The 26138-nt window shown below is 52.4% G+C and carries 26 protein-coding genes and 1 pseudogene; 19 read left to right on the top strand and 8 right to left on the bottom strand.

Going from position 1 to position 26138, the window contains the following annotated elements:
• The first annotated feature begins 112 nt into the window (after positions 1 to 112).
• From AC6RNO_RS00710 to AC6RNO_RS00755, 10 genes are all read left to right on the top strand, one after another.
• Positions 113 to 1051, top strand: a complete 939-nt coding sequence (locus AC6RNO_RS00710) for a DMT family transporter (RefSeq protein WP_474680732.1) — start codon at positions 113 to 115, stop codon at positions 1049 to 1051.
• Positions 1052 to 1078: 27 nt separating this feature from the next.
• Positions 1079 to 1861: an SDR family oxidoreductase gene (locus AC6RNO_RS00715; protein ID WP_497104214.1), complete on the top strand. Its 783-nt coding sequence runs from the start codon at positions 1079 to 1081 to the stop codon at positions 1859 to 1861.
• A gap of 109 nt (positions 1862 to 1970) precedes the next feature.
• A complete protein-coding gene (locus AC6RNO_RS00720) occupies positions 1971 to 2342 on the top strand; it encodes a hypothetical protein (protein ID WP_497104215.1) in 372 nt (123 codons plus the stop codon).
• Between the two features lie 424 nt (positions 2343 to 2766).
• Positions 2767 to 4605, top strand: coding sequence for a cache domain-containing sensor histidine kinase (locus AC6RNO_RS00725; RefSeq protein WP_474680735.1), 1839 nt, complete (start codon positions 2767 to 2769; stop codon positions 4603 to 4605).
• A 19-nt stretch (positions 4606 to 4624) separates the two neighbouring features.
• On the top strand, positions 4625 to 6139 hold the full coding sequence (locus AC6RNO_RS00730) for a helix-turn-helix domain-containing protein (protein ID WP_497104216.1): 1515 nt from the start codon (positions 4625 to 4627) through the stop codon (positions 6137 to 6139).
• A gap of 123 nt (positions 6140 to 6262) precedes the next feature.
• The gene (locus tag AC6RNO_RS00735; RefSeq protein WP_497104217.1) at positions 6263 to 7555 is read left to right on the top strand and encodes an extracellular solute-binding protein; all 1293 of its coding nucleotides are present in this window, start codon (positions 6263 to 6265) and stop codon (positions 7553 to 7555) included.
• Between the two features lie 11 nt (positions 7556 to 7566).
• Complete coding sequence (locus AC6RNO_RS00740; protein ID WP_497104218.1) at positions 7567 to 8451, top strand: ABC transporter permease subunit; 885 nt, start codon at positions 7567 to 7569, stop codon at positions 8449 to 8451.
• Positions 8448 to 9272, top strand: a complete 825-nt coding sequence (locus AC6RNO_RS00745) for an ABC transporter permease subunit (protein WP_497104219.1) — start codon at positions 8448 to 8450, stop codon at positions 9270 to 9272. Before AC6RNO_RS00740 ends, AC6RNO_RS00745 begins: the two co-directional genes overlap by 4 nt.
• A gap of 39 nt (positions 9273 to 9311) precedes the next feature.
• Positions 9312 to 10256 carry a glycosyl hydrolase gene (locus tag AC6RNO_RS00750; RefSeq protein ID WP_497104220.1) on the top strand — a complete coding sequence of 315 codons (945 nt, stop codon included), beginning with the start codon at positions 9312 to 9314 and terminating at the stop codon, positions 10254 to 10256.
• A 104-nt stretch (positions 10257 to 10360) separates the two neighbouring features.
• A complete protein-coding gene (locus AC6RNO_RS00755; protein WP_497104221.1) occupies positions 10361 to 10549 on the top strand; it encodes a hypothetical protein in 189 nt (62 codons plus the stop codon).
• Positions 10550 to 10733: 184 nt separating this feature from the next.
• On the opposite strand, the gene pdaA is transcribed toward AC6RNO_RS00755, so the two are convergent.
• Entirely contained in the window at positions 10734 to 11495 is a 762-nt protein-coding gene (gene pdaA, locus AC6RNO_RS00760) for a delta-lactam-biosynthetic de-N-acetylase (protein WP_474681036.1), read from the bottom strand.
• Positions 11496 to 11602: 107 nt separating this feature from the next.
• Complete coding sequence (locus AC6RNO_RS00765) at positions 11603 to 12559, bottom strand: radical SAM protein (protein ID WP_497104222.1); 957 nt, start codon at positions 12557 to 12559, stop codon at positions 11603 to 11605.
• 150 nt (positions 12560 to 12709) lie between these two features.
• Here AC6RNO_RS00765 and AC6RNO_RS00770 point away from each other — a divergent pair, with 150 nt between their 5' ends.
• Complete coding sequence (locus AC6RNO_RS00770) at positions 12710 to 12973, top strand: HPr family phosphocarrier protein (RefSeq protein WP_474680754.1); 264 nt, start codon at positions 12710 to 12712, stop codon at positions 12971 to 12973.
• Between the two features lie 26 nt (positions 12974 to 12999).
• Here the strand turns inward: AC6RNO_RS00770 and AC6RNO_RS00775 are convergent, their stop codons facing one another.
• The gene (locus AC6RNO_RS00775) at positions 13000 to 13299 is read right to left on the bottom strand and encodes a hypothetical protein (RefSeq protein ID WP_474680755.1); all 300 of its coding nucleotides are present in this window, start codon (positions 13297 to 13299) and stop codon (positions 13000 to 13002) included.
• A gap of 188 nt (positions 13300 to 13487) precedes the next feature.
• Here AC6RNO_RS00775 and AC6RNO_RS00780 point away from each other — a divergent pair, with 188 nt between their 5' ends.
• From AC6RNO_RS00780 to cntE, 5 genes are all read left to right on the top strand, one after another.
• Positions 13488 to 14162, top strand: a complete 675-nt coding sequence (locus AC6RNO_RS00780; protein ID WP_497104223.1) for a response regulator — start codon at positions 13488 to 13490, stop codon at positions 14160 to 14162.
• Entirely contained in the window at positions 14159 to 15604 is a 1446-nt protein-coding gene (locus AC6RNO_RS00785) for an ATP-binding protein (protein ID WP_497104224.1), read from the top strand. Before AC6RNO_RS00780 ends, AC6RNO_RS00785 begins: the two co-directional genes overlap by 4 nt.
• Positions 15601 to 16185, top strand: a complete 585-nt coding sequence (locus tag AC6RNO_RS00790) for a phosphatase PAP2 family protein (protein ID WP_497104225.1) — start codon at positions 15601 to 15603, stop codon at positions 16183 to 16185. Before AC6RNO_RS00785 ends, AC6RNO_RS00790 begins: the two co-directional genes overlap by 4 nt.
• A 24-nt stretch (positions 16186 to 16209) precedes the next feature.
• Positions 16210 to 17184: an alkaline phosphatase family protein gene (locus AC6RNO_RS00795; protein ID WP_497104226.1), complete on the top strand. Its 975-nt coding sequence runs from the start codon at positions 16210 to 16212 to the stop codon at positions 17182 to 17184.
• A 360-nt stretch (positions 17185 to 17544) separates the two neighbouring features.
• Positions 17545 to 18753 carry a staphylopine family metallophore export MFS transporter CntE gene (gene cntE / locus AC6RNO_RS00800; protein ID WP_497104227.1) on the top strand — a complete coding sequence of 403 codons (1209 nt, stop codon included), beginning with the start codon at positions 17545 to 17547 and terminating at the stop codon, positions 18751 to 18753.
• 51 nt (positions 18754 to 18804) lie between these two features.
• Here cntE and AC6RNO_RS00805 read toward each other — a convergent pair whose 3' ends face one another.
• Complete coding sequence (locus AC6RNO_RS00805) at positions 18805 to 19467, bottom strand: nitroreductase family protein (RefSeq protein ID WP_474680761.1); 663 nt, start codon at positions 19465 to 19467, stop codon at positions 18805 to 18807.
• 182 nt (positions 19468 to 19649) lie between these two features.
• On the opposite strand from AC6RNO_RS00805, the pseudogene AC6RNO_RS00810 reads away from it, so the two are divergent.
• Positions 19650 to 19811: pseudogene (locus AC6RNO_RS00810) on the top strand (ATP-binding cassette domain-containing protein); the annotation flags it as partial.
• 129 nt (positions 19812 to 19940) lie between these two features.
• Here AC6RNO_RS00810 and AC6RNO_RS00815 read toward each other — a convergent pair.
• From AC6RNO_RS00815 to AC6RNO_RS00825, 3 genes are all read right to left on the bottom strand, one after another.
• Complete coding sequence (locus AC6RNO_RS00815; RefSeq protein WP_474680762.1) at positions 19941 to 20603, bottom strand: nitroreductase family protein; 663 nt, start codon at positions 20601 to 20603, stop codon at positions 19941 to 19943.
• A 94-nt stretch (positions 20604 to 20697) separates the two neighbouring features.
• Complete coding sequence (locus AC6RNO_RS00820; protein WP_474680763.1) at positions 20698 to 21165, bottom strand: Rrf2 family transcriptional regulator; 468 nt, start codon at positions 21163 to 21165, stop codon at positions 20698 to 20700.
• Between the two features lie 1112 nt (positions 21166 to 22277).
• Positions 22278 to 23099, bottom strand: coding sequence for an undecaprenyl-diphosphate phosphatase (locus tag AC6RNO_RS00825; protein WP_474680764.1), 822 nt, complete (start codon positions 23097 to 23099; stop codon positions 22278 to 22280).
• Positions 23100 to 23275: 176 nt separating this feature from the next.
• Between AC6RNO_RS00825 and AC6RNO_RS00830 the strand changes: the two genes are divergently transcribed.
• Entirely contained in the window at positions 23276 to 23872 is a 597-nt protein-coding gene (locus AC6RNO_RS00830) for a VTT domain-containing protein (protein ID WP_497104228.1), read from the top strand.
• Positions 23873 to 23895: 23 nt separating this feature from the next.
• Here the strand turns inward: AC6RNO_RS00830 and AC6RNO_RS00835 are convergent, their stop codons facing one another.
• Positions 23896 to 24573 carry a phosphatase PAP2 family protein gene (locus tag AC6RNO_RS00835; protein WP_474680766.1) on the bottom strand — a complete coding sequence of 226 codons (678 nt, stop codon included), beginning with the start codon at positions 24571 to 24573 and terminating at the stop codon, positions 23896 to 23898.
• 162 nt (positions 24574 to 24735) lie between these two features.
• On the opposite strand from AC6RNO_RS00835, the gene AC6RNO_RS00840 reads away from it, so the two are divergent.
• Positions 24736 to 26010 carry a glycoside hydrolase family 18 protein gene (locus AC6RNO_RS00840; RefSeq protein ID WP_474680767.1) on the top strand — a complete coding sequence of 425 codons (1275 nt, stop codon included), beginning with the start codon at positions 24736 to 24738 and terminating at the stop codon, positions 26008 to 26010.
• The last annotated feature ends 128 nt before the right edge of the window (positions 26011 to 26138 follow it).

A 26138-nucleotide genomic window follows, 5' to 3' on the forward strand; every position in this document is an offset into this window, starting at 1 on the left:
TTCTCTCATAGACAGGAGCCGACGCGCATCGTACACTATGAAGGAGTGCGGCGATAAGTTGTGCGCCAGCGGATAAAGAGAGACAATCGAGAGAATGGATGGATGGGGAAAGATGAACGCACGCATACTGGTTTATGCGGGACTTATTTTGGTTTCCGCGATATGGGGAGTCAATTTCGGGGTATCCAGATTGGCGATGGGGACTTTCGGACCGGAGTTGTCTACTTTTTTGCGTTTTTCGTTAGCGGTTCCATTGTTGTTCCTGTTTTTGAAAGTGAAGGAAAAGTCGGTCGGCGTAGAGCGAAAAGACATCTGGAAGCTGATGATTATCGGCTTTTTTGCGATTACGGTGCTTGAAATGGCGGTTATGTATTCGATCAAATTTACGACGCTCGCCAATTCCTCGCTGCTGAACGTGGCTCCGTGGCCGATTTTCGCCGCTTTGTTCACGCCGTTCTTCACGAGCGAGGCCATTACCCGCAGGCTGCTGCTTGGAGGTCTGTTCGCCATGGCCGGCGTCGTTCTGATCATTACGGGCGGCGAACAAAGCCTGGATTTCAAATCCGAGCATATGCTCGGAAATTTGCTGGCGCTCGGCGTCAGCATAGTCGGCGCATTAACGAATCTGGCCTGCATGCCGCTGATGAAAAAGTATTCACCGCTGCGCGTCAGCAGTTGGTACATTTTGTTCGGAGTCGTCTTTCTGACTCCTTTTACGCTGACGGGCTGGGGCAAGGTGGCATGGGGCCAAATCCAGACGCTGGACATTTTCGTCGTTCTGTACAATGTGCTCTTCTGCACGTTCATCGCCTTTGTCGTATGGAACAGCTGCATGCTGAAAGCGGGCGCGGCGCGGGGGAACTTTTTCCGCTACGTCGTCCCGGCTGCGGCGCTTGTCACCGGCGTTGTGATGTACGATGAGCAAATCAATACCGGGCAGATCGCCGGCGGGGTTTTGATTGCGCTCGGGCTTATATGGATCAGCCTGGAGAAGCCGCGGGAGAAAGCCGTTCGCAACGCAGACGGCGCCGAGTTGAGCACGCCCGTCTAAAATAAGCCAAAAGAGGAGCTAAACGCGATGGAATTAGGTTTGCAAGGCAAAGCAGCGTTGATTACGGGAGGGAGCAAAGGGATCGGATACGCGACGGCTCTGGCTTTGTCGCTGGAAGGCGCCCGCGTTGCGATCTGCGCGCGGAACGCGGAGCAGTTGCGGGAAGCGGCGGCGCGCATTGCTGAAGCGGGCGGCGGCGAGGTTTACTTCGTCGAGGCTGACGTCAGCAGCGAAGAGGATTGCAAGCGGGCCGTGGAGCGGGCGGCGAAGCATTTTGGGCGCCTCGACATACTCGTGAATAATGCCGGCACTTCGGCGGCAATGCCGTTCGAGCTGGTGTCAACCGATTCTTGGCGGAACGATCTTGATCTGAAACTGTTCGGAGCCATCAACTGCTCGCGGTATGCGGTGCCTTACATGCGCGCCGCCGGCGGCGGCTCGATTGTCAATATTACGACCTCGGCCGCAAAAACGCCGCCGGCATCGTCGCTGCCCACATCGGTAAGCCGCGCCGCCGGACTGGCGCTCACGAATGCGATGAGCAAGGATCTTGCGGCCGATCGGATTCGCGTCAATACGGTGTGCATCGGCACCATTCGCAGCGACCAGATTGAGAAATGGTGGAAGAAGCAGGCTCCCGAGCTGACGTGGGAGCAGTTTGCCAGCGACCCGCGGCACGCTATTCCGCTGGGCCGCATCGGCAGTGCGGAAGAGGCCGCCAAAGTCATTACGTTCCTGTCTTCGGATGCAGCATCTTACGTAACAGGAACATCGGTCAATGTAGACGGCGGCAAAGGCGCCGCTCTTTAACTGTATAATCAAGCCCGTTATCGAAAGAAACGTTTTCGTCGGTAACGGGCTTTTTTTGCATTTGGGCTTTGGCAAGCGAAAAATCGATGCACATCGGCGATCCGGCGTCATGATAGAGGTATTCCAGCGCCACCAGGGCGTTTTTGCACGGCCAACCCAAAACGGTGGTGCTGGCGTCGCGCAGCGGCTCTTTCCCAATGCGCCTCTCCCGGCGCGGGGTGTAGCGTTTCACGGCGAGCGGTCACGAGGCGGCTTGGCAGGCAGGTCAGGGGAAAAACCTGCGAAAGTGCAGGAATTTTCTGAGGAAATGATTCATTTTGGCGAAAAGCCTGCGAAAGTGCAGGAATTTTCGATGAAAATGAATCTGAGCCCCTGTGCGCGGCAAAAAGCCTGCACAATTGCAGGAATTTTTCGTTTTCAGCGTGCGAACGAGCAAAAACCTGCACTTTTGCAGGCTTTCTCCGCGCAGCCAGGCAATTAGGCAGCTAGGCTGCCGGGCGATCCCGCTTTGCGTGCGAGTTTCTCAACCGTCAGGCTTTCAGGCAGATTTCCCACGCCCAACTGGAGATGGTGGTCGTATGCAGATATCCCACGCCCAGCTGGAGATGGTGGTCGTATGCAGAATTCCCACGCCCAACTGGAGATTGTAGTCAAGCTGTTGATGTTTGTCATACGCAGGTTTTCCACACCGAGCTGCTGATGCTTGTCATTCGTAGATTTCCCACGCCCAGCTAGTGCTGTTGGTCATCCATTTTTCCAGATGGATGTGTTCGATTCTCACTCGCATGTTGGCTTTCCCATCTCCCTTTTTCATAGTTGCCAAATGGGGGGCAGCTTTTATGATAAACATATTAATAAAAATGCATATAAGTTAATATATTTATTAATTAAATGGGGTGAGTACGATGATAGCTAAGCTTCGCGGCATCAGCTTCCATGATGCGATCGTTTTTTTGTTTCGCTCGCTGCTGCAAAGAACGATTATCCGCACTATTCTTTTATCTTATTTGGGGACGAACGTGCTGCTGCTTGCGCTTCTCGGCCTATTGTCCGTGCGCGATTCGACGGCGGCGTTGACGCGGGAGATGACCCAATCGAGCTATAAGCTGATGGAGCAGGCGGCAAGGGGGCTCAGCTTCAATTTCGATGAAGCGACCCGCCCGCTCGTTCTGCTGGCCGGTCATTATTCGGTCATCACTTTGATGGCTTACGGCGATAAAGTGTCGGCCGAAGAGCGCATCCAGCACGAGCGCAACATTGCCGATCTGGCGTTCGGCGTCACGTCGTTCCAGTCGCTGATCAGCGATATTTTGATTCTTGGCAAAAATGGATACGTCAACAATCTGGACGGGCGCAAGACGCTGCGCTGGGACTATCCGTTCACTCGGCAGCCGTGGTTCCGGGAGGCGGTGGCGGCGAATCCGAACAAAGGGTTTGTAACGCTGGGGCTGCACAAGCAAGAGTATTATTTGACGACGAGCGTGTCCAAGTACAATCAGCCGACTTTATCGATTGCGATTCCGGTCACGGATTCGGGTAGAACGACGGTCGGCGCTGTCGTCGCGAACCTCGATTTGAACAAAATCAACGGGATGTTCGAGCTCAACTCGTATCAAAAAAACGAAAATATTTTTATAGTCGACGAGCATCGGACGATCATGGTTCACAAAAGCAAGGACGCAATCGGCCAGACGCTGGATTTTCCCGGTATCGGCAGCATTTATAAGGAAGACTCCGGCAGTTTTATTTCGACGATCGAGGGGAAGGAGCAGCTTGTCATTTACCACACGACGGCTGTCAAAGGGCTGCGCATGATTTCTACGATTCCGATGTCGGAAATCAGCTTGCAGTCGTCGCAGCTCAAAGCGAATCTGATCGGATTTCTGTATTTGTTTCTCATTCTGAATGCGCTTACCTCGATCCTCATCACGATCCATATCGCCCGTCCTTTCAGACGGCTGCTAACCACCGTCGACAACACAGGAGAGGACAGCTTGTTCGTTGTCTCCAAAAACTATAAATACCGGGAACTGAACGTGATTGGCAACAAATTCAAGGAACTGGTCGGCCGGATCGAGCTGCTGGTCAAGCAAAATTACGTCGCTCAAATCGCGATGAAGGAAGTGGAGCTCAAAACGCTGCAATCGCAAATCAATCCGCACTTCCTGTTCAATACGCTCCAATTGCTGCAAACGGAAATCGTCTGCGGCAACACGGAGGATTCCAACCATCTGGTGCTTTCGCTCAGCAATTTGCTGCGGTATTCCATGAAACGTTCCGACGATACGGTCGAACTTCGGCAGGAGCTTCAGAACGCGAACGATTATCTTTTTATCGTCAACCGCAAATACGACAACCGCATCGCCATCGATACGCGTATTGCGGAACCGCGACTGCTGGCAAGCAAGACCGTGAAATTAATTATTCAGCCGATACTTGAAAATGCGATCGTTCACGGATTCGAGGAAAATCCGCGCAGCGCGAAGCTCAGCATCCGCATCGTGCCGGTGAAAAAAGGCGTTCTGATCGAAGTGAAGGACAACGGAAAAGGGATGACCCGGGATCAATTAAGGGCGCTCGCCGTTCAATTGGCCAATACCGAATCGTCCGGGGGCAATATCGGATTATATAACGTCAATCAGCGGTTGAAGCTGAAATTCGGAGCGGAATATGGCATTCGCATCCGCAGCAGTGTCAAACATTCGTTTACGAGCGTATATGTGGTGCTGCCGTTTCGGCCATAAATTAAGGAGTGTGTGCCTAATGAAACTGATGATTGCGGACGATCAAACGTCGCTTCACACTTTTTTGGATAAAATGATGGATTGGGCGGCGCTCGGCATCAGCGACGTCATGCATGTATACGACGGCGAAGAGGCGGCCTCCCGTGCGGCGGGCTACAAGCCCGATCTGCTGCTCATCGATATCCGCATGCCGCTGCTGGACGGAATCGGCGCACTGAAACGGCTGCAAACGCTGGGCAAAAAACCGAAGACCGTCATCCTCAGCGCCTACGACCATTTCGAGTATGCGAGGGATGCGCTGCGGCTGCAAGTTTCGCAGTATTTGCTGAAGCCCGTGGATACGCGTCAATTGGAGGCCGTCATCCGGGAGCTTGTACAGGAGATTTACACAGAAACCCGCATGGCGATAAAAAGCTGCCTGGAAAAAGCGGAGCTGCAGCTTCCGTTGTCCGGCGGCGAGCTGTCCATGCTGCAGGATCGCTTTCAAATGCTCGGCATTGTCCAGTATGCCGTATGGACGTTGACCTGCAGCGCGCCCGTGTCCGTCGCGGATTGGTGGCGGCCGGGCCCGGAGACGGAAGGGCAGCTGCATCTGTTCGATGCCGTGCAGGCCGGCGGCAAAACGGTTGTGTGCATCGGGATGAAAAAGCGTTTCAGCCCCGAGGCTCTCAGGGAGCTGGGCGAAGCGGCGCTGCGGGCGTGGCAAGCGGTGGAGCCAGACCTCCCGCTTACGATAGGCTGCAGCGCGATCGAGACGGACGCCGGGAAGCTGGCTCTCCGATTGGCCGAGAGCGGGCAAGCGGCCCGGTTAAGCTTTTATGCGCCCAACGCCGTTCATGTTTATGACGGCCGCGGTTTTGCCGGCGAATCCGCTTCACAGCATCTGCGCGCCCTGGAGCAAAAGCTGGAGGAAAAAGCGCGGGGAGGGCTGACGCCGGCGGAAGCGAGAAACGATTTGACGGAGCTGCTGGCCTGGTTCCGCAAGGAGCGGGTCGAGCCTGACGTCGCCTGCCAGGCAAGCGGCAGGTATTTTTTGATCGCTGCTCAAGCGCTCTCCGGCACACCGTTCGCCTCTTCCGCGCATCAGGCTCTGCCTGCCGCCGAGCTGAGAGGCTGCAAGCGGATCGACGAGCTTGAAAGCTTGCTCCGGGAGAGGCTGGACACCGTCATTTGCGCGGATTGCGACGGAGCCTCCAGGCTGGAGCGCATCGTCCGCGAGATCAAGGAATATGTGGAATGCCGGGCCGACGGGGATCTTTCGCTGACTGCGGTCGCGGACCGGTTCGGCATCGACAAGTACCAGCTCAGCCGGATGTTCAAGCAGCAGTTCCAGACGAATTACTGGGCTTTCGTCACCAAAATCCGCATGGAGAAAGCGGCCCATCTTTTGATAGAGACGAACTGGAAAAACAACGTCATTGCGGAGCGTACCGGTTTTGTGGACGATAGCCATTTCAGCCGTGCGTTCAAAAAATATTTTGAGCTGACGCCGAAGGAATACCGGACAAGATACACGGAAAGCCGGGAGGCATGAAAATGAAAGCGTGCAACAATTGGCAACGATTCGTGCAACGATATGAATTCAATCCGGACCGTGCCGGGAGTTACAATCGATTTGTAAGTGCTTACAAACATTGCAAACGGGGGATGAAAGCTTATGAAAAAAGCATGGAAATTGACGATGACGGGACTAGTGGGCCTGTCCGTAATGGCATCCGGCTGCAGCAGCGGCGGCGGGACCGGAGCCGGAACCGATAGCGGCGGGGGAAGTGCGGCCAAAGGGTCCGAAAAAGGGGTGAAGCTGAGCATTTTGTCCTGGAACAACGAGAAGGAGATGAAGCCGGTCATCGACGGCTTTATGGCGCAAAATCCGAACAGTTCCTTCGATTTCCAAACCGCGCCGCCGGTTAAAGATTATATCGCCAAGCTGCAGACGATGCTGCTGTCGGATTCCGCGACCGACCTCTTTATTATCGCCGCCGAGAACCGCAACGAAATTATTGACGGCGGCTATGCGCTCGATTTGACCGATCAGCCGTTCACCCAAACGATGCTCGACGGCAACAAGCCGATGCTCAGCAAAAACGGGAAAGTATACGCTTTTACCCAAACGGGCTGGGTCGGGGGCTTGTTTTACAACAAAGCGCTGTTCAAAAAAGCGGGAATCGAGAAGGAGCCTCAGACATGGGATGAATTCATCGCCGCTTGCAAGAAGCTGAAGGCCGCAGGCATTATCCCGATCTATGACAATATGCAGGATGTCACGATGCTGCACGACGGACTGTACGCCAATATGACGCTGAATGCGGACCCCGACTTCGACGCCAAAATATTCAAAGGCGAAAAAACGTTCGAGCAGGGCTGGACCGAACCGCTGAAGGCTTTCAAAACAGGGCTGCTCGACAACAAAATTTTGACGGCGGATATGATCGGTTTGACGGGCGATCAAATCGTCAATGAATTTGCTTTGGGCAATGTCGCCATGTTCTCGGGCGGGCCCTGGAGCATCAATACGATTCAACAGGCGAATCCGAATCTGGAGTACAGCATGATGGCGATTCCCGGGCCGAAGCCGGGCGGCAACTATTATGCCGGAGCGCCGGGCGTCGGGTTTGCCGTGAACAGCAAGACGAAGCATAAAGACGAAGCTTTGAAATTCATCGCTTACTTGGCCTCGCCGGAAGGCTTGAAAAAGTTCGAAGAAGGCACCGGAGCGATCATTACCGCAAAAGGATACGAGAGCAAAGTTCATCCTTCGATCGAGAAAGCGTACAAGGAAGGCTTATTGAAAGGCAAGTTTTATTTGCCGATGGTTTCCTGGTCCCGCAATCAGGAGGCGCTGCGCAACCAGATGACGATTTCGACCCAGGACATGGTCGTAGGCAAAATCACGCCGGAAGATGCCGCCAAATCGATCGACAAGAAGATGAAAGAAATGGATAAGAAATAAAGGAGGCAGATGTGGTCAAATTCATCCGACAGTTTCAATATCAAGTTTTTTTGCTGCCGATTTTGTTTGTCTACACGTTGTTTACGATTTATCCGTTGATCAAGTCGTTTTTCCTCAGCTTGACCGATTTTAACGGCTACACCAAAGCGTTCAACTTCATCGGGCTGAAAAACTATACGAAAATTTTTGTCGACGACGCCATTGTGTCGGGACTGTCGTACACGCTTTTTTACGCGATTGCTACTACCGTTCTGATTACGATTCTGGCTATACCGCTCGCCTTGATTCTGGATCAAAACTTTTTATCGAAAAATGTGTACAGAGCTATTTTTTTCTTTCCCTCCATTCCAAGCGGGCTGCTTTTGGCTTACATTTGGGGATTTATTTTGGCCCCGATCTCGTCCGGCGTGCTGAATACAGTGCTGGGCAAACTGTTTCATGCGGGCCCGCAGCCTTGGCTGTCCGACCCGCTGTTGGCGAAGCTGTCCACGGTCGTCGTCTCGGTATGGGCGGGAACGGGCTGGCACGCCGTGCTGTACCTTGCCTTTTTGCAGTCCATACCGAAGGATTATTACGAAGCCGCCGCTATCGACGGGGCGGGCCGCTGGCGGCAAATCCGCGACATTACGCTGCCGCTGCTCGCTCCCGGCATGACAGTGAGCGTCATGCTTTTGCTAACCGGAGGGCTCAAAGTGTTTGAAATTCCGTTTGCCCTGACGAAGGGTGGCCCGGGTTTTGAGACGTACACGATTACTCAAGTGATCGTGCTTCGCGGAATTTCGGAAACGAACTACGGGCTCGCTTCGGCGATGTCGATTATTTTCTTCCTCATCGTTCTGGTTCTGACTTATATCCAGGTGACGTGGATGCAAAAGCGGGAGGATAAAATCCAATGACGTCATCGAACAAAAGAGTGTGGCTGCTCGACATTTTGATGCTGCCGGTAGGGTTTATCACATTTTTTCCGTTCTACCTGATCATCGTCAACACGTTGAAAAGCACGCAGGAAACGGCCCGCAGCCCGATGAGCCTGCCTTCGCATCTGGATTTCACCAATTATGTGAAAGTTTTTAAAGAAACGCCGCTGCTGCGCAGCTTTGAGAACAGCCTGATTTTGACGGTCATTTCCGTCCTGCTGATGGTGCTGATCGGAGCTATGGCGGCGTATCCGGTCGTTTTTAATCCGAACCGGCTGAACAAATGGATCACCACGTATTTGCTGGCGGGATTTCTGATCCCGTTCCAGACGACGCTTATTCCTTTGTTCGAGCTGATGACGAGCTTCCTTCTTACCGACAAGCTGTCCGGGCTGATTTTGCTTTATATGGGCGGTTCGGTGTTCGTCTTCTTTTTGATGATGGGCTACATGAAGACGATTCCCCGCGAGCTGACGGAGGCGGCGATCATTGACGGGTGCAGCGTTTGGGGCATTTTCTGGCGCATCATTTTGCCGCTGCTTAAGCCGATTACGGTGACGAGCATCATTTATCAGACGATGTGGATCTGGAATGATTTTTTGGCTCCGATGCTGTTTCTCAATTCGCAGAGCAAGGCTACCCTCGTCCTGCAAATTTACAAAGCGAAGGGCGAATTTTCGGTCAACTGGCCGATGTTCATGACGTTGACGGTCATTGCCCTGATCCCGATCTTTATTTTCTTTATCGTTATGCAAAAGCAAATCGTAAAGGGTATTGTCGGGGGAGCGGTCAAAGGTTAAGCTAATCATAAAAACGATGAAAAGAGGGCACTAACGCAGATGAAAGCACCTTTATTTCGCGATCCGATCTATGACGGGGCTGCTGATCCGGTACTTATTTGGAACCGGCAAACGAAGGAATGGTGGATGATGTACACGAACCGTAGGGCTTCGGCGGAGGGGAAGGATTATGCCTGGATTCACGGCACCGACCTCGGCGTAGCTTCTTCTGCGGACGGAGGTGCTTCGTGGCTGTACAGGGGAACGCTGGAGGGGCTCAATTTCGAATGGGGCCGCAATACGTTTTGGGCGCCGGAAATTTATTGGCACGAGGGCGTTTATCATATGTACGTCAGCTACATCCGGGGAGTGCCGGATAACTGGCCCGGCCATAGCCGCAGCATCGCGCACTATACGAGCGAGAACTTGATCGAATGGACGTTCCGCTCTGTCCTGCCGCTCAGCTCCGACCGCGTCATCGATGTTTGCGTGTACCCGCTGCCGGACGGGCGTTTCCGGATGTGGTACAAGGACGAGGCGAATCAATCGGCAACCTATGCGGCGGATAGCCCGGATTTGTACCATTGGACTGTAGTCGGACCCGTCATCACGGGACGGCCGCACGAAGGGCCCAATGTGTTCCGTTTTAAAGACGCCTATTGGATGAACGTCGACGAGTGGAGAGGGCAGGGCGTTTACAAATCCGGCGATTTGATGCACTGGGAGCGCAATGGCCTTATTCTCGACAAGCCCGGAACCCGGGAAGACGATCGGGTTATCGGGCTGCATGCGGACGTAGTCGTCCAGGGCGACGAGGCGTACATTTTTTACTTTACGCATCCGGAGCGTATAGAGGCGGACGGCCGCATCGAGCCCGAGCGAACGTACCGGGAAAGAAGAACGTCCATTCAGGTCGCGAGGCTTGACGTCAAGGACGGCGTGCTGTTGTGCGACCGGGACGAACAGTTCGAGCTGCGGCTGAACGGCGAGGAAGCAACGGGCTAGGGGTTTGCACAAAAGTAACTTCGTCGGAGGAGCGCAGCCGCTCTTCCGTAACCCATACCTTTCCGCACGGGTTGCGGCGCTGAAGTGAGGGGGCGCAAGGCGGTTTGGCATGGAAAAAACCTGCGAAAGTGCAGGTTTTTTCCATGAAAATGGTCCATTTTGGCGAAAAGCCTGCGATTGTGCAGGAATTTTTCGTGGCGAGCATATCCATCGAGCAAAAACCTGCACTTTTGCAGGTTTTCTTTGCGCAGTCGGGCAGATTGTGCGACCAGCTCCGGCTTGCCGGTTTCTGAACGGCCTGAGTATGGAAAAGACGGCGGCTGCCTGGGGGTGAGGACGGCAAAAAGCCGTATTGCCGAAGCAAAAGGTTCGCACCGCGCGCAGCTCCCAGCGCGCGGTGTTGCGCCGCATGACGGCGGTCGGTCGACCACCGGCGCTGTTTTGCATCGTCAGTACGGCCGCGATGGGTGGCGAAATTTACGGGAAATGGATGCTCATTTGATCCATGCTTTTGAATTCATAGCCTTGCTGGCGGGCGTCGTCAATAATTTTGGCAAGCGCCTCGGCGTTATCTTTGGAGACGGAATGGAGCAGAATGACGGAACCGGGATGCAGCTGCGACATGACGCTGTCGTAAGCGAACCGCCAGCCTTTTTGATTGCGGGTGTCCCAATCTTTGTAGGCGATCGACCAAAACACGTTAATATACCCCAGCTTTTTGCTTTCCGCAAGGGACCGTTCGTTAAAAATGCCTCTTGGCGCCCGCAAATATTTCATCTCTTTTTGGCCGGTCCGTGCCTGTACTTCCGTTTGCACTTTAGTCAGTTCTTTCTCGATTTGGGCTGCGGAAATTTGGCTCATATCGGGGTGCCCCCAGGAATGATTTCCGACGATATGCCCTTCGTCGACCATTCGCTTCAGCAGCTCGGTCTGGGTTTCAATAAAATGGCCTGTAACAAAGAAAATGGCGGGCACTTGTTTTTCTTTCAAAACATTGAGAATTCTCGGAGTATTCCCATTTTCGTAGCCGTTATCGAAAGTCAGAAAAAGCTCTTTTTTCGAAGTATCCCCGGTAAAAACAGCTCCATATTTTTGTAAAAGCGGTTTAAATCCTTCTTCATCGATGGAAGGCATGGAACCGTTTTTGCTTTTCTTAAAACCGAAATGGTACGTACCATCCGCATGAATGGTTGCGGCCTGTCCGAAAAAAATGAGCAGCGCCGTCAGAAAGACGCACATTCGTTTAAGCGGCAATTTAGTCTCACTCCTCTTGTTGGATGCAGTCTTGTTTGTTGACCTACTGTCATAATTCTCTTCGGAGCCTGTTTTTATGTATTTTGCCCGGCCTAATCCGCAAAAGAAAAGGAGAGCTGCTCGGGAACCGGAGGCTGCCCGCCGTTTCTGCGGGGAGGGATGGCTGCCGCTGCAGAATAACGGGGTTCTTGATTGCCTAAACCGTACTTGTGCAATAAAGCTTGAACGAGCTGTATTTTCGGCTCCCTGTACGATTTCGGAAGAGAGGAGGACTCGCTGTAAAGCTTGCCGTATTGCGGCACCAAATCGGGATAGCGGTTCTGCAAAGTTTGAAAAAACCACACTTTGACTTCGGAAGTGCTGAGCCGCAAATACGAGGGCATGACAAACTTCGCTTGATGCAATGCTGCGCTGCGGATCAGCGCTTCGATATCGCTTGCCCGGTCTGTCAGCAAAGGAAGAATAGGGGCCATGAAGATGCCCGCGGGAATTCCCGCTTCAACTAACTGCCGGACGGTTTCCAGCCGTTTGGCGGGCGAAGGGGTCGAGGGCTCCATGTTTTTCCAAATGGCATGATCCAATGTGTTCAAACTGATATTAACGGAAACGATCGGCACGGATTTCAGTAAATCGAGATCCCTGAGAATCAAGGGGGAGCGGGTCGTAATGCTTACCGGAAAATCGTACTTCGCCAGCACTTCCAGACAAGCCCGCGTCAGCATCGCTTTGCCTTCGATTTGCTGGTACGGATCTGTCGCTGTGCCGATCGCGATAAGGCTGCCGGCTCCGCCGTTTTGTCGGGCCAGCCGGGCCAATTGTTTGTCAAGCGCCTCCGCAGCGTTGGACTTCAAAAAGATATGGTTTTGAAACGTATCGTCGGTTTCTTTGCCCAAAAAAGCATGCGTGGAACGCGCATAGCAAAAGCTGCACCCATGCTGGCAGCCGCGGTAAGGATTGATCGACCAGTCAAAGGGCATGGAAGAAGCTTTCACTTCATTCAGCACGGTTTTGCATGAAACGGATTCATATTGGACGCGGCGTCTGTTCAAAACGGCCTCTCCTTCCAAGGAATGAGAATGTATGTTCTGTTTATTGTAGCAAAATATTTCCCGGAAGACAATGCTTGAAGTACAAGATTAATTCCGTATAATCGAATATATTGGAAACAAATTTTTATGAGAAGGCGCGGGTTGCAGACAATGAGAGTACATGAATTTATGATCCATTCGGACATGGAGCGCAATGACCTGACCGAAATATCGACGATATCCAACCATTTTGCTTCAGATATAACGCTTACTTTTCAAACGGACAACACCGAGCATACGGTCGATGTCAAGAGCTTGCTGGGCATGCTGCTGCTGCCTATTAAATCGGGTACGACGGTTCGTCTTCTGACCAAAGGCAAGGATGAGGAGGAAGCGCTGAATTTTGTACACGGCTGGTTTGAAAACAAAGCGTAGCTGCGGCGGAAAAGCCGGGAGGGGAATCACAATTTGAATCTTGCGATGTGATCCCACTTGTTCTCCAGCTGCAAAATTTCCTTTTGCCTCGGACCTATCAGGTCGAAATGGGGATAAGGAGGCCTGTTGTGAATGTAGCGGGGGTCTAAATCGTAGGCTGAGCACCACCTGGCCAAACGGTCCAGATCGGAGCAGCCGACCTTCGTAACCGTGCGAATGCCGGCAAACCGGTCGTCCAGCCAATAGTGGGTAAGATAGGCGATTTCTCCGCGGCTCACGGCTTCTTTCCAGCGCCGCAGCTCTTCTTTTGTAATTCCGAAAGCCATCGATAATTAGACCACCTTTATGCGATTTATGGTTGCAGTATACAGATTATAACATGAACGCCCCAGGCCGCTTGGGGTTTTTTTGCATAAAACGATCGGCCGTTCATCAAAATATCAGAGCCGGTTTCTCATCATATTTTCATCTATTTGCATTATAGTGATGAGGGCGGAGATCAAAGGAGACTGCAATGAAACGGATTTTGCTGATAGAAGACGAAAAAAATTTGGTTCGGTTCATCGAGCTCGAACTGCAGCATGAATCGTTCCATGTCCAGGCCGCTTATGACGGGCAGAGCGGGTTGGAGCTGGCGCTGCAAGAGGAGTGGGACTTGATTTTGCTTGATATTATGCTTCCCAGACTGAGTGGAATCGAAGTGTGCCGGCGCATCCGCACGGTCAAACGAACGCCGATCATCATGCTGACGGCCAGAGACACCGTAGTCGACAGAGTATCCGGTTTGGACAGCGGGGCCGACGATTACGTGCCCAAACCGTTCGCGATCGAAGAGCTGCTCGCAAGAATGCGGGCCGTATGGCGCAGAGCGGAGGCAGGGGATAGCGGCCTGCATTCCATGTTGTCGTTTCGCGACATTTGCGTCGATCTGGATGCCAGAACGGTTAGCAAAGCGCAGCAGCCGGTCGAGCTGACGAAAAGGGAATTCGATTTGCTGGTCATGTTCCTGCGGCACCCGAATCTGGTGCTGACGCGGGACATGCTGCTCGACAAAGTATGGGGACATGACACGATGGTAGAAACGAATGTCGTTGACGTGTACGTCAGGTATTTAAGGAACAAGCTCGATGAAAATAAAGCGGATAGCTTCATACAATCCGTCCGCGGCCTGGGATACGTAATGCGATGAACATTTTCGGACACCCTTCTGTCATTCAGCGGATCCGGCAGCGGTTCTCCCGGTTGCCGGTCAAATGGAAGCTGAGCTTGTGGTCGACGCTGCTCATCTTTTTGTTATTCGGCAGCTATAACTTTGCCCAGTACCTTGTATTGAACAACTGGATGCTCGCTCAGGAAAAAGGCTTTATGCAGCAATCCATGTCGCAGCTGGACAGTTATTTTGAAGAAAGAAAAGCGGAATTGAACGATGCAACCGTAAAGGATGCGGCTCCTTTTATTGAAAATTTGCTGGAAAACAATCAGATGATCCGGATCCTCGACCGCAATGCGAATCCGGTCATATCGTTAACGGACAAGTTCAGTCCGGACTGGATTGTTCCCCAAAGCGCGGCCGTCCCGGAAAGGCTGGAGTTGAAAATCAACGACGATCACGTGCTGGTATATCGAAAGCCGCTGCTGACAAGCCATTTTCAAGGAACGATAGAAATTTCCAATCATCTTGAAACTTTCGATCATTTTAACAAAGGTTTGGTCTGGGTTATGGTGATCGGCGGGTTATTGGCATTTCTCATAAGCGGAATCGGCGGTTTTATGCTAGCCGGACAATTCATGCGGCCTGTCGCGGCGTTGGCGGCGGCCATTAGAAACGTCAAGAAAAAAGGTCTGCACGAACGGGTGAATCACTCCGGGAACGGGGACGAGTTCTCCAAGCTGGCGCAAATGTTCAACGAATTAATGAGTGAGTTGGAACAATCCTTTAATCAACAAAAGCAGTTTGTCGAGGACGCATCGCACGAATTACGGACACCGGTTACGATTCTGGAAGGCCATTTGTCGCTTCTAAACAGATGGGGCAAGCAGGACCCCGCGATTTTGGACGAATCTTTGCAAGCGTCGCTTCAGGAAGTCCGCCGTTTAAAAGGGATCGTTCAGGAATTGCTGGCTTTAACGAAAGCGGAAACGAACAGATTGACAGTTCAACCGGAAACTGCCCTGCTGCAGCCGGTCGTTCTTCATACGGTTAACAGTTTTGCGGCTTTATATCCGGATTTTGCTTTTAAAGTTGAAGCGGAGGAGCTCGCAGATGTGAGATTGCCTGTCGCGGCGCTGCATGTAGAGCAAATTTTGCTCATACTGCTCGACAATGCGGTCAAATATTCCACCGATGTCAAATCGGTGCTTGTTCAAGGAACCGTAAGCAAAAGCGCCGTACATCTCAGCGTCAAAGATCATGGCATCGGCATACCGCAAGACGAACTGCCCCGCGTATTCGACCGGTTTTACCGGGTGGATAAAGCGAGAAGCCGCGAACAGGGAGGGACCGGGCTCGGACTGTCGATTGCGCAAAAGCTGGTAGACTTGTACCAGGGCCAAATTCTCATTTCCAGCGTCGAAAATGAAGGCACGACGATCACCATTACGTTTTATAAAGAAAGCAGGGAACCATCATGAACGACGCGATTTTTAAAATGATTTACGGGCTGACGGGGCGATTTCCCGCGCTCGATACGTTTGCGGCCGTATTTTCGCAAAATGCGCATTGGCTTGTGGCCGCGCTGCTAATTGTATATTGGTTGAAAGGGAGTCAAAAATCGACGATTTTTGCTTTGTTTACGGCAATGCTGGCCTTATTGTTCGGGCAAATCATCGGCACCGTATATTCACATCCGCGCCCTTTTATGGCTGATGCCGCGGTGCATTCGTTAATCCCGCATGCGGCCGATTCTTCGTTTCCGAGCGATCATGCGCTGGCCTCGTTTTCACTTGCTTTTGCCATATGGCGCACCAACCGGAGGTGGGGCATCGGCCTGCTGGCGTTGGCGGTTGTGATCGGCTTGGGCCGGATATTTGTCGGCGTCCATTACCCCGCGGACATTGCCGGCGGCGCCGTCATAGCTCTGTTGGCGGCATTCGCCGTGATTCGCGCGGAACGCCTTCTCGAGCCTGTGGCACAGTTCATTTTAAAGCTTTATCGAAAATGCTTCCCTTTCCTGGGAGCGAACGATCAACCTTCCCATTCTTCCAAAATGTAAATCAAGAACGGAGGCCCTATTGAGATGAAAGCTATTTGTTGGCTGCTGTCGGCTATCCTGCTGCTCGCCGGCTGTTCCCCCGCCGGAGCCGGAAAGGGCGGGCAATCCGCGCCTGCCGCTACGGCGCCGGAGCAAACGGCGACGGCTGCTCCGGCGAACACGCCGCAGCCGGTCAAACCGGCGCAGCCCACGGCATCTGCTCAGCCTGCGCAGCCCACGGCTCCACCGGCCCAAGGTGCGGCCGCGGCTAAGCCGGACCACGTTGTGATCGTGGTCGAAGAGAACCACTCCTATGAAAAGCTGCTGGGGAATACGTCCGCGCCTTATATCAACTCGTTGGCCGAGCAGGGGGCTTTTTTCACCCAATCTTATGCTGTCGCACATCCGAGCCAGCCGAATTATTTGGTTCTCTTTTCCGGCTCCAATCAGGGGGTTAAGGACGATTCTTGCGGCCATACCTTCAAGACGCCTAACCTCGCCAGCGAGCTGCTTCAGGCCAATTACACATTCGGAGGCTACTCGGAAGATCTGCCTTCCGTCGGTTCAACGGCATGCACGCACAAGCAGTACGGGCGAAAACACAGCCCTTGGGTGAACTTTTCCAACGTGCCCAAAGAGGCCAACATGCCGCTGGAAAGCTTTCCCGCCGATTACAGCAAACTGCCGACCGTCTCGTTCGTCATCCCGAACTTGGATCATGACATGCATGACGGCACGATCCAGGCAGCGGACGATTGGTTGAAAAAGCATCTCGACGGCTATGTGCAATGGGCCAAAACCAACAACAGCATGCTCATTCTCACCTGGGATGAAGACGATTCCTCCAAAGATAATCATATTCCGACGATTATGGTTGGCCCGATGATCAAGAACGCGAAGTACGATCAGCGAATCACGCATTTGAACGTACTGCGTACGCTCGAAGATATGTACCAGCTTCCGCACATGGGCGCCACGGCAGACGTGTCCGCCATTCAAGGCATATGGAAGCTGCCGTAAGGAATGAAGTAGAGGCAAACTAAGAGGAGAGAGCACGAGGCTAGGGATTTCTCAGCCTGTTTTCGTAGAACAGTCAAAAGAGGGCGCCGCCGAAGCGGAAAATTCTGCTTCCAGGTCGCTCTTTTTTGCGTTTTGTTTATCGAAAACAGAAAACTCTTGTAATATGGACACGTTTTGTTATAGAATCGATTTCGATGATTATGATAATCATTATCGAAATTTACATATGACAATCGGGGATTCCGCAGGGGAGAGCGGCTGTGGAGCAAATTTTGTCGAATCCTGCCAACGAATATACGAAAATGCTTTGGAATTCCAGATTGTCGGCAGTTACCAGCAGCGAATAGGAGTCGAACGGAATTGAAACAACCTGAATTGAAACAAACGGGATTCAAAGAAAATCCCTTCAGTAACCGGGCCGTGTGGCTGTATGCAGTTGCCTTTCTGTTTTATGCGACAAACCATATGCTGATCATTGCGCTGCCGTTTTTTTCGCAGGCGCTTGGCGCGGGCCGTTCGGAAATCGGCATCATTATGGGGGCCTATATGTTCGTCTCCATGTTTTTACGTCCGGTTGCGGGCGCTGTTGTCGATCGTTTTGGCTCGAAAAAAATATTTTTGGCAGCGTTAGTGCTGAATGCCATCGTGCTGGGCAGCTACACGTTCGAGACCTTGTGGGCGTTTGCCGTCATGAGAGCTCTACAAGGTGCGATACTCGCTTTTTTTTCCATGACGATTCACCTGCTCATTATCGATCTTCTGTCCGACAAAGTGAGGGGACAGGGGCTTTCTTTGCTTTCGCTTTCGTCCATGCTGCCTTATACATTCGTGCCCGCATTGGTTTTATTTATGAAAAATGAGGTATCGATGACGTCCATGCTGCTGTTGTTCGCCTGTATGGGCTTGGTCAATATTATCATGGGTTTCCGGCTGTACCGGACAATGGGGCCGCAGGTGGAATCACAGCGGCAGGCAGAGGCCGCTCTCCAAGCCGGCAGCGGTAAAAGGAGAGCGAACAGGGCGCTTGTGTTTCCATCGCTCGTCATGCTTCTGGCGTCGATTGTGTTCAGTGTGGCGCCCACATTCCTGCCTTTATATTTGGAGGGCAGGGGGATACACTCGGCTCCGCTCTATTTTCTGACGGAAACGGCGGTACTGATCGTGATCCGTTTTTTTGGACGGAAATACGTTCCTTCCTCCGAATCGTTTCCGAAATGGCTGCTCGTTGCGCTCATCGGCTGCTTTACGCTATCGCCGGCACTGCTGTCGCTATCGGTTTCCACGCCTGTACTGCTTGCCGCTGCGGTTTTTAACGGGCTGGCGTTGTCTTTGCTGTACCCGACGCTCATGACTTACATTACTTTTGTCGTTCCGGAGCAGGTTCGCGGCTATTCAATCGGTTGGTTCATTGCCGCGGCCGATTTCGGAACCTCTTCGGGAGCTTTTGTGATGGGCCTGATCGCCGACCAATTTTCCTACCCGGCAATGCTGGGCACAGCAGCTTGCATCGGGGCGGCTTCGCTCGTGCTGACCCTGCTTTATCGCGGGCAAAAGGCGGTGGCCCCGTGAGTCTGCCGGTTGTCGATCGAATATCGAAGACGTATGTGTCTTCGGCTTGTGTTACGCCTTCGGCATTTCGTTGAAGAAGGCTACATCTTCGATTGGCAGCCTTACCGTCGGATGGCCGGGTTTCGCCGCTTTGCCGAGAGCGATAAGCATAACGGACACGTAACGCTCCGGAATGGCGAAAGTTTCCGCGAATTTGGCTTTATCATAGCCGGCCATCGGGACGGTGTCGTAACCTTTGGCGCGGGCGACAAGCATGAGCTGCATCGATATCAACCCGCCGTCGAGATAGACGACTTGGCGAATTGTTTCGGGCGGCATGCTCGAATACCCCTCGTTAATGCGCTCGAGGAACGATTTGGCCGTATCCGCAGGCATGTAACCGGCTTCGACCGCTTGACCGTAAATCTTCTCGGCCAATTTGAAGCTCTCCGTATCCCCAAGAATGGCGATGACGGCCGAAGCCTCGACCACTTGCTGCTGATTGAACGCGATCGGAAGCAGCTTTTGCTTCAGTTCCGGCGAATCGATGACGAGAAAGCGCCATGGCTGCAAGTTGGCGGATGAAGGAGCCAGCGTCGATTGCTGCAATATTTCGGTCAATTCCTCGCGTGAAATTTTCACATCGGGATCATAGCTCCGGACGGATCGGCGTCCTTGAATTACATCGAAAAAAAGTTGCTGCTCCAACGCTTGAGTCGGTTGTGAAACGGACATGGTTTTCTCCTCCTGTATTCTGTGCGTAAATTCACACAGTATAGTGTAAAAAAAAAGATTGCCAAACTGTTACATATATAAGTACAGTATAGCGTCCGCGTTTCTGACTGTCAATTCCGATAATTATCGAGTCTCTTAGCGAAGAGACGGTTGGCCTCCAAGCGGTTGATATGCGGTAGATGCCCAGGCAAATGAGCGGCGGCCAACTGCATCGCGTCAATATCGCGCGGGCGATCGAGCTTAAGCTGAAATTGATTGTGCTGGACGAACCGGTCAGCAGCTTGGACATGATCGTGCAAAAGCAAATATTGCTTCATCTGAAAGATTTAAAAGAATCGTTCGGTCATCGCCATGATGCATCACAGTCCCGCAGCAAAAAACACCCCTATAATAGTCATCGGTTAGAAAACACCCGGGTGTTTAACCAGAGTCTATTACTAGGGGTGCTTTTCAGCGTAGGGATGCGTTGATTGTTATGCCTTCGGCATTTCGTTGAAGAAGGCTACATCTTCGATTGGCAGCCTTACCGTTGGATGACCGGGCTTCGCCGCTTTGCCGAGAGCGATAAGCATAACGGAAGCGTAACGTTCCGGAATGGCAAAAGCTTCCGCGAACTTCGCTTTGTCATAGCCGGCCATCGGGACGGTGTCGTAGCCTTTGGCGCGAGCGACAAGCATGAGCTGCATCGATACCAGTCCGCCGTCAATCAAAGCGCCTTGGCGAATAGCTTCAGGCGGCATGCTGGCGAACATGGCGTTATAGCGCTCGACGAACGATTTGGCCGTATCCGCAGGCATGTAACCCGCTTCGACCGCCTGGCCGTAAATTTTCTCGGCCAATTTGACGCTCTCCAAATCCCCGAGAACAGCGATGACGGCCGAAGCCTCGACCACTTGCTGCTGATTGAACGCGATCGGAAGCAGCTTTTGCTTCAATTCCGGCGAATCGATGACGAGAAAGCGCCACGGCTGCAGGTTGGCGCCTGAAGGAGCCAGCGTCGCTTGCTGCAATATTTCAGTCAATTCCTCACGCGAAATCTTCACATCGGGATCATAGCTCCGGACGGATCGACGGCCTTGAATTACATCGAAAAAAAGTTGCTGTTCCAGCGCTTGAGACGGTTGTGAAACGGACATGGTTTTCTCCTCCTGTATTCTGTGTGAAATATCCCACAGTATCATATAAAAAAATATTGCCAAACTGTTACAGATAATTCACAGTATAGCGACCTCATCGCCGGATGTCAATTCCATATTCGTAATTGTCGAGCCTTTCCGCCAAATCGGCGATCGTGTAACTGCCGAGCACTTCGCGCACGCTGCGGTCCATTTCCTGCGAAATATCGCCGAGGAGCGCTCTCATTTGCATGCCCAACGGATGCGTTCCCGTTTTATCCGTCATCCCGCAGCATAGCGGGTTGCCGGCCTGAAAAACATGATACAATTCAGCCAGCGTAATCGACTCTGGGTTCTTTTTCAGCCGATAGCCGCCGTCGCGCCCCTCTCGCGTTTCGAGAAATCCTTCGCGCGCCAGAACGGCGAGAACCCGCCTGAGCAGCGTCGCCTCCGATTGCAAATAACCCGCGATTTCGACGCTTGGGCACGTGAGCGTATGTTCCCTGGACAAAATGATTAGTGCCTGAACCGCTAGTCCAAACCACTTCGGTTGGGCATTGCCGGTACATTTTTCCGTTTCCATGCTGTATCTCCTTTCACGCCCGGGGTGGCTGTTCCAGCTTCTGTGTTTATCTGCACATTGTATCGTGAATGCGACAAGTAGAGCAAGTGCAAAAAAGAAACTCCACGGCTATGGAATGTTACATCAAGAGACGTTGGTGAAGGAAAACATGCAAATCCGCAGGGATATGGAGGAAAGGAACAGAGGAAAAGCCGCACATATGTGGGCTTTTGCTTTTGTACTTTGTTAGGGCAGCCAGAGGAGGGCCTAATTTGGACGCAGCCGCTCATGAAGCGGCCAAGCAAGGCAGTCCGAAAAGTCTGCGAAAATTGTGCTGGCTGTCCAGAAACCCGCAAGCCAGAGCCGGTCGCACAATCTGGTTGCGCGAAGAAAAACCGGTAAAAGTCAGGCTGCCCACGAAAGCCGCGACACTCAGTAGGGCCACGGGAAAGAGTGAGGCCCTAAATTAGAGGGACAGCCGCATTTTTTCCGGGCGCGCACCTCTCCTTCTGCGATCGCGGAACTGAACAAAATGGAAGAGAGACATCGTGGTAGGGAAAAAACCTGTGAAAGTGCAGGTTTTTTCGCTGGAATGGGCTTGTTTTGGCGAAAAGCCTGCAAAAGTGCAGGAATTTTCGCTGAAAATGAATCTGGGTCCATTAGTTCGGTGAAAAACCTGCACTTTTGCAGGAATTGTTCGTGGACAGTGGTCAAGGACGCAAATTCATGTATTTTTGCAGGTTTTCTTCGTGCAGCCAGGCAAAGTGTGGTTATCGCCTCTGACGCGGGGGTTCTACGCAGGTTTTCCTGGCGTAACCAGGCAGGCGTGCTGCCGCCGCTGATCAGCGCCTTCGGCTGTGCAGACTTCGTCCGGCCGACCGCCGCTATGCAGCGCGACACTGCGAGCTGGAGCTGCGAGCTGCAGAGCCTTCGGCTGGAGCAGACTTCGTCCGGCCGACCGCCGTCATGCAGCGCGACACTGCGCGCAGGAGCTGCGCGCTGCAGAGCCTTCGGCTGGAGCAGACTTCGTCCGGCCGACCGCCGCCATGCAGCGCAACACCGCGCGCAGGAACCCCGCTATTCACAGCGGGGACAGCAAACCTGCCGCGCCCAGGCGCTCACCACCGCCCGCACTACAAAAAGTACAACAGCAGCATCACGACGCCGACGACCCAGCAATAAATAGCGAAAGGGCGCATCGCATGAAATTCATGCTTTTTAAACCATTTCATCAGGAACCAGACGCTGAGGTAGGCGAAAATACCTGAAAAAAGCCCGCCGATCAGGGACATTTGCAGAAGGCCTCCAACGCCGGATTTGGCGAGCTTGGGCACTTCGATAATTCCCGCGCCGATGATGATCGGAGTGGCCAGCAGCATCGAGAAGCGCGCGGCGGCTTCGTGCTTGAGCCCTACCCAGAACCCGGCCGTCATGCTGGCGCCGGAGCGGGAAAATCCGGGAATGAGCGCAAGCGACTGGAACAGCCCGACGATAAGCGCCTGCCTCCAACTGAGTTCCTCAATCTCCTTCGTTCCGCGGTGCGCCGATTTTTCCCCTATGTAGAGGAGAAAGCCGTTTACGATAAGGAAAAATGCCGTAGAGCCGACATTGCTGAACATATGGCGCAGCGCTTTTTCCAAAACAACGCCAATGATTGCCGCTGGGATCGTCGCGATCACGAGTCTGCCCAGCAGCAGCTTTGCTTTGCCGTCCGTCCGGTCAAAGAGTGAACGGATGACTTGCCACCACTCTTTGCGAAAGAAAACGAGCAGGGCCGCGGCGGTCCCCAAATGTAGCATCACGACATAAGGCAAAAAATGCTCTTTTAAAAATTGATCGTCCAAATTCCATTGAAATACAAAAGGTGTAAGCACTCCGTGAGCTACGCTGCTGATGGGAAATAGCTCGGTAATACCTTGAATAATCGCAAATAAAATCGTTTCCCAAAATCCCATAATTCAATTGCCTCCCATACATTTGTCAAATCCAGCCTCAACTACTATATCAATCTCGATCCATAGTTTCATGAGAATTTCATTAATTTTGCAAAGCAGACTTTTTTCTCATCGTTCTCTCATGTTAATTGCCGCCGGATGTGTTACGATCATGTAAGTAAAGGCGGGTGCTGCTGATGAGTCACTCTTTTATGACATTTATTTCCCATTATGGGTACGCGGCCGTATTCGCGCTGCTGTTCGTAGGTATTGTCGGTTTGCCGTTACCTGTAGAACTACTGCTGCTGGGGGTAGGCACCATCGCCCTCAAAACAAATCTTCATATCGTCTGGATCGTCTTCTTCGCCTGGCTTGGAGCCAGCGCGGGAATGACTTTAAACTACGCGCTCGGACGAAGCGTCGGGCTCAAACGAATCGGTTACGTCACCAAATGGGTTGGGCTTTCGGAAAGCAAATTGGAGAAATGGGCCGATTCCTTTACCAAATACGGTTTCATGCTCGTACTGTTCGGCTACTTTGTAGCAGGTCTCAGACACGCTTCGCCTTTTATTGCCGGCGCTATCCGGATGCGGTTTTCCCGGTTTTTATGGACTGCGTACGCCGGAGCGTTAGGCTGGATTCTTATTCTGGTGCTGGTCGGTCAAAAGGTCGGACAGCATTGGCACCAGCTTTTCGCGTTTTTGCACCACCCGGTCGGGATCGTCGTGCTGGCGCTTATCGGAATCGGGACATTTTGTATCAAAAGCAGGCTTCGCCAGCGCCGGTTTTCATGAAAACAAAAACCTCCAAATCCACATTAAGTGGGCTTGGAGGTTTTTTGATGACCGATCTTTTGCGGAGCGCGATGCTCCATGTACCATTGAAACAGCCAGACGCATAAAGCGAACCAAAACGCGCTCGCAAAGTAGGCGCCGACGACGTCGCTCGGATAGTGTACGCCCAAATAAATGCGGCTGACGCCGATCATGACCGTCATAAAGACGCAAAACAGAATAACGGCCGTTCTTCCGAGGCGGGTGGAAATGTGTCTCCAAAGCAGAAAAGCGATCGAGGCATACAGAGCAAAAGCCGCCATGGAATGGCCGCTAGGGAAGCTGAAGCCCGTCTCTTCGATCAGTCTGTGAAGGGTGGGCCGTTCACGGCGAAATATGCTTTTGAGAATGGAGTTGATTATTGGGGTCCCGACAACAACGGCGAGAAACAGGATAAGCTCCAGGCGATGCCGCAGGATGAAAAAAAGAAACAACAGACTGCAGACCGAAATGACGACCACGCTTTGGGTCGAGCCGATCAGCGTAAAGCATTTCATGATTACAGTGAGCCACGGTGACTCCAAACCTTGCACAAAACCTATAACGCTGCTGTCAAAATTCGCGACTCGCCTTCCGTTGATTATGGAAGCAATCACCGCGAAGCAAAGGAAGCACAAAACGGCCAAAATCGGTACAAATGCAATTTTCGAGCTTGATTTCATGAAACGGGTTCACCTGCTGTATGTAAAATGGACGAAGTTTAAGTAGTATACCATATTATGGACGGTTAATACGAATTTTGACCGATACTATGTTTGGAACCTCTGAGGCACCGGCGGAATAATGTGGATATAGAATGCTTTAGGCGAGAGTGAGGGAAGGCCGTGCTCATTCATGTGGTGCGAAGAGGAGAAAATTTGTGGCTGATTTCCGGGCGTTATGGGATTGATACGAAGAGGATTGCCGAAGCCAATGGGCTCGAGGACCCGAATCGTCTGGCCGTCGGTCAGGCGTTAGTCATCCCCGGGCTGTATCCCGAATATATAGTACGACAAGGGGACACACTCGGCTCGATTGCCGCCGGCTTCGGCGTTACCGTCGAGGCTCTGGCCCGAATCAATTCGATTACCGATACGACCCGCATTTACCCGGGACAAATTCTGAAAATTCCGGAGCAACCGAAGCCGATGATCGACGTTAACGCCTATACGAACGCATTTGGCGAGAGAGACGTGCAGGCGGTCAGGGAGGACGGCAAGCATTTGACTTACTTGACTCCTTTTGCCTATCGCATGAAGAGGGACGGGACCTTGTCGCCCGTTCGCGATGAGAGACTTATTGCCGAAGCCTATGCGAACCGCGTAGTACCGGTTATGTCGATTACTAATTTTTCGGCCGTAGAAACAGGTTCAAGGCTGGCACATGACATATTGTCAAGCGCCGACACGCAGGAAAAGCTGTTGACGAACATCATTCGGATCATGGAAGCAAAAGGGTACCGCGGCCTTAATGTCGATTTTGAGAATGTGTACCCTGCCGACCGCGAATCGTACAATCAATTTCTCCGGCTTGCCGTACGCCGTTTGCATGAACGCGGGTTTTTCGTCTCATCCGCACTCGCTCCGAAATCGAGAAGGGAACAAAAAGGCCTGCTCTACGAAGCGCACGACTATGCCGCGCACGGAGAAAGTGTCGACTTCGTCATACTCATGACCTATGAGTGGGGATACCGCTTCGGTCCTCCCCAAGCCATATCGCCGATTCAGGAGATCAGACGGGTTCTGGATTACGCCGTTACCGAAATTCCCAGAAACAAAATTATGATGGGCTTCCAACTATATGCGCGAGATTGGCTGCTTCCTCATGTACATGGACAGCAGGCGGAAACATTCGATATGCAGGAAGCGGTGCGCCGCGCGATCCGGCACAGAGCCGAGATCAAATATGACCGCAAATCCCAAACTCCGTATTTCCGTTATGCCGATGAGAGGCGGCGGCTGCATGAAGTATGGTTCGAGGACGCAAGAAGCGCTCAAGCGAAGTTCGACCTGGTCAAGGAATACCGGTTGAGAGGAATTAGCTATTGGGTGCTGGGTTATCCTTTTCCACAAAATTGGATACTGCTCGAAAACAATTTTCAAATTCGCAAACTGCTGTAAAATGGCTTTTTTAGCCTGTTGAACGGCCTCCTTCAGGCTGAGATCATCATGAGCGCTCATTTTTGATGATTTCCACATATACTCTTTTCATCCCTGTTTGATATACTTCTATATAGATGCAATCGATG

It is taken from the genome of Paenibacillus sp. sgz302190 (genome assembly GCF_059820445.1).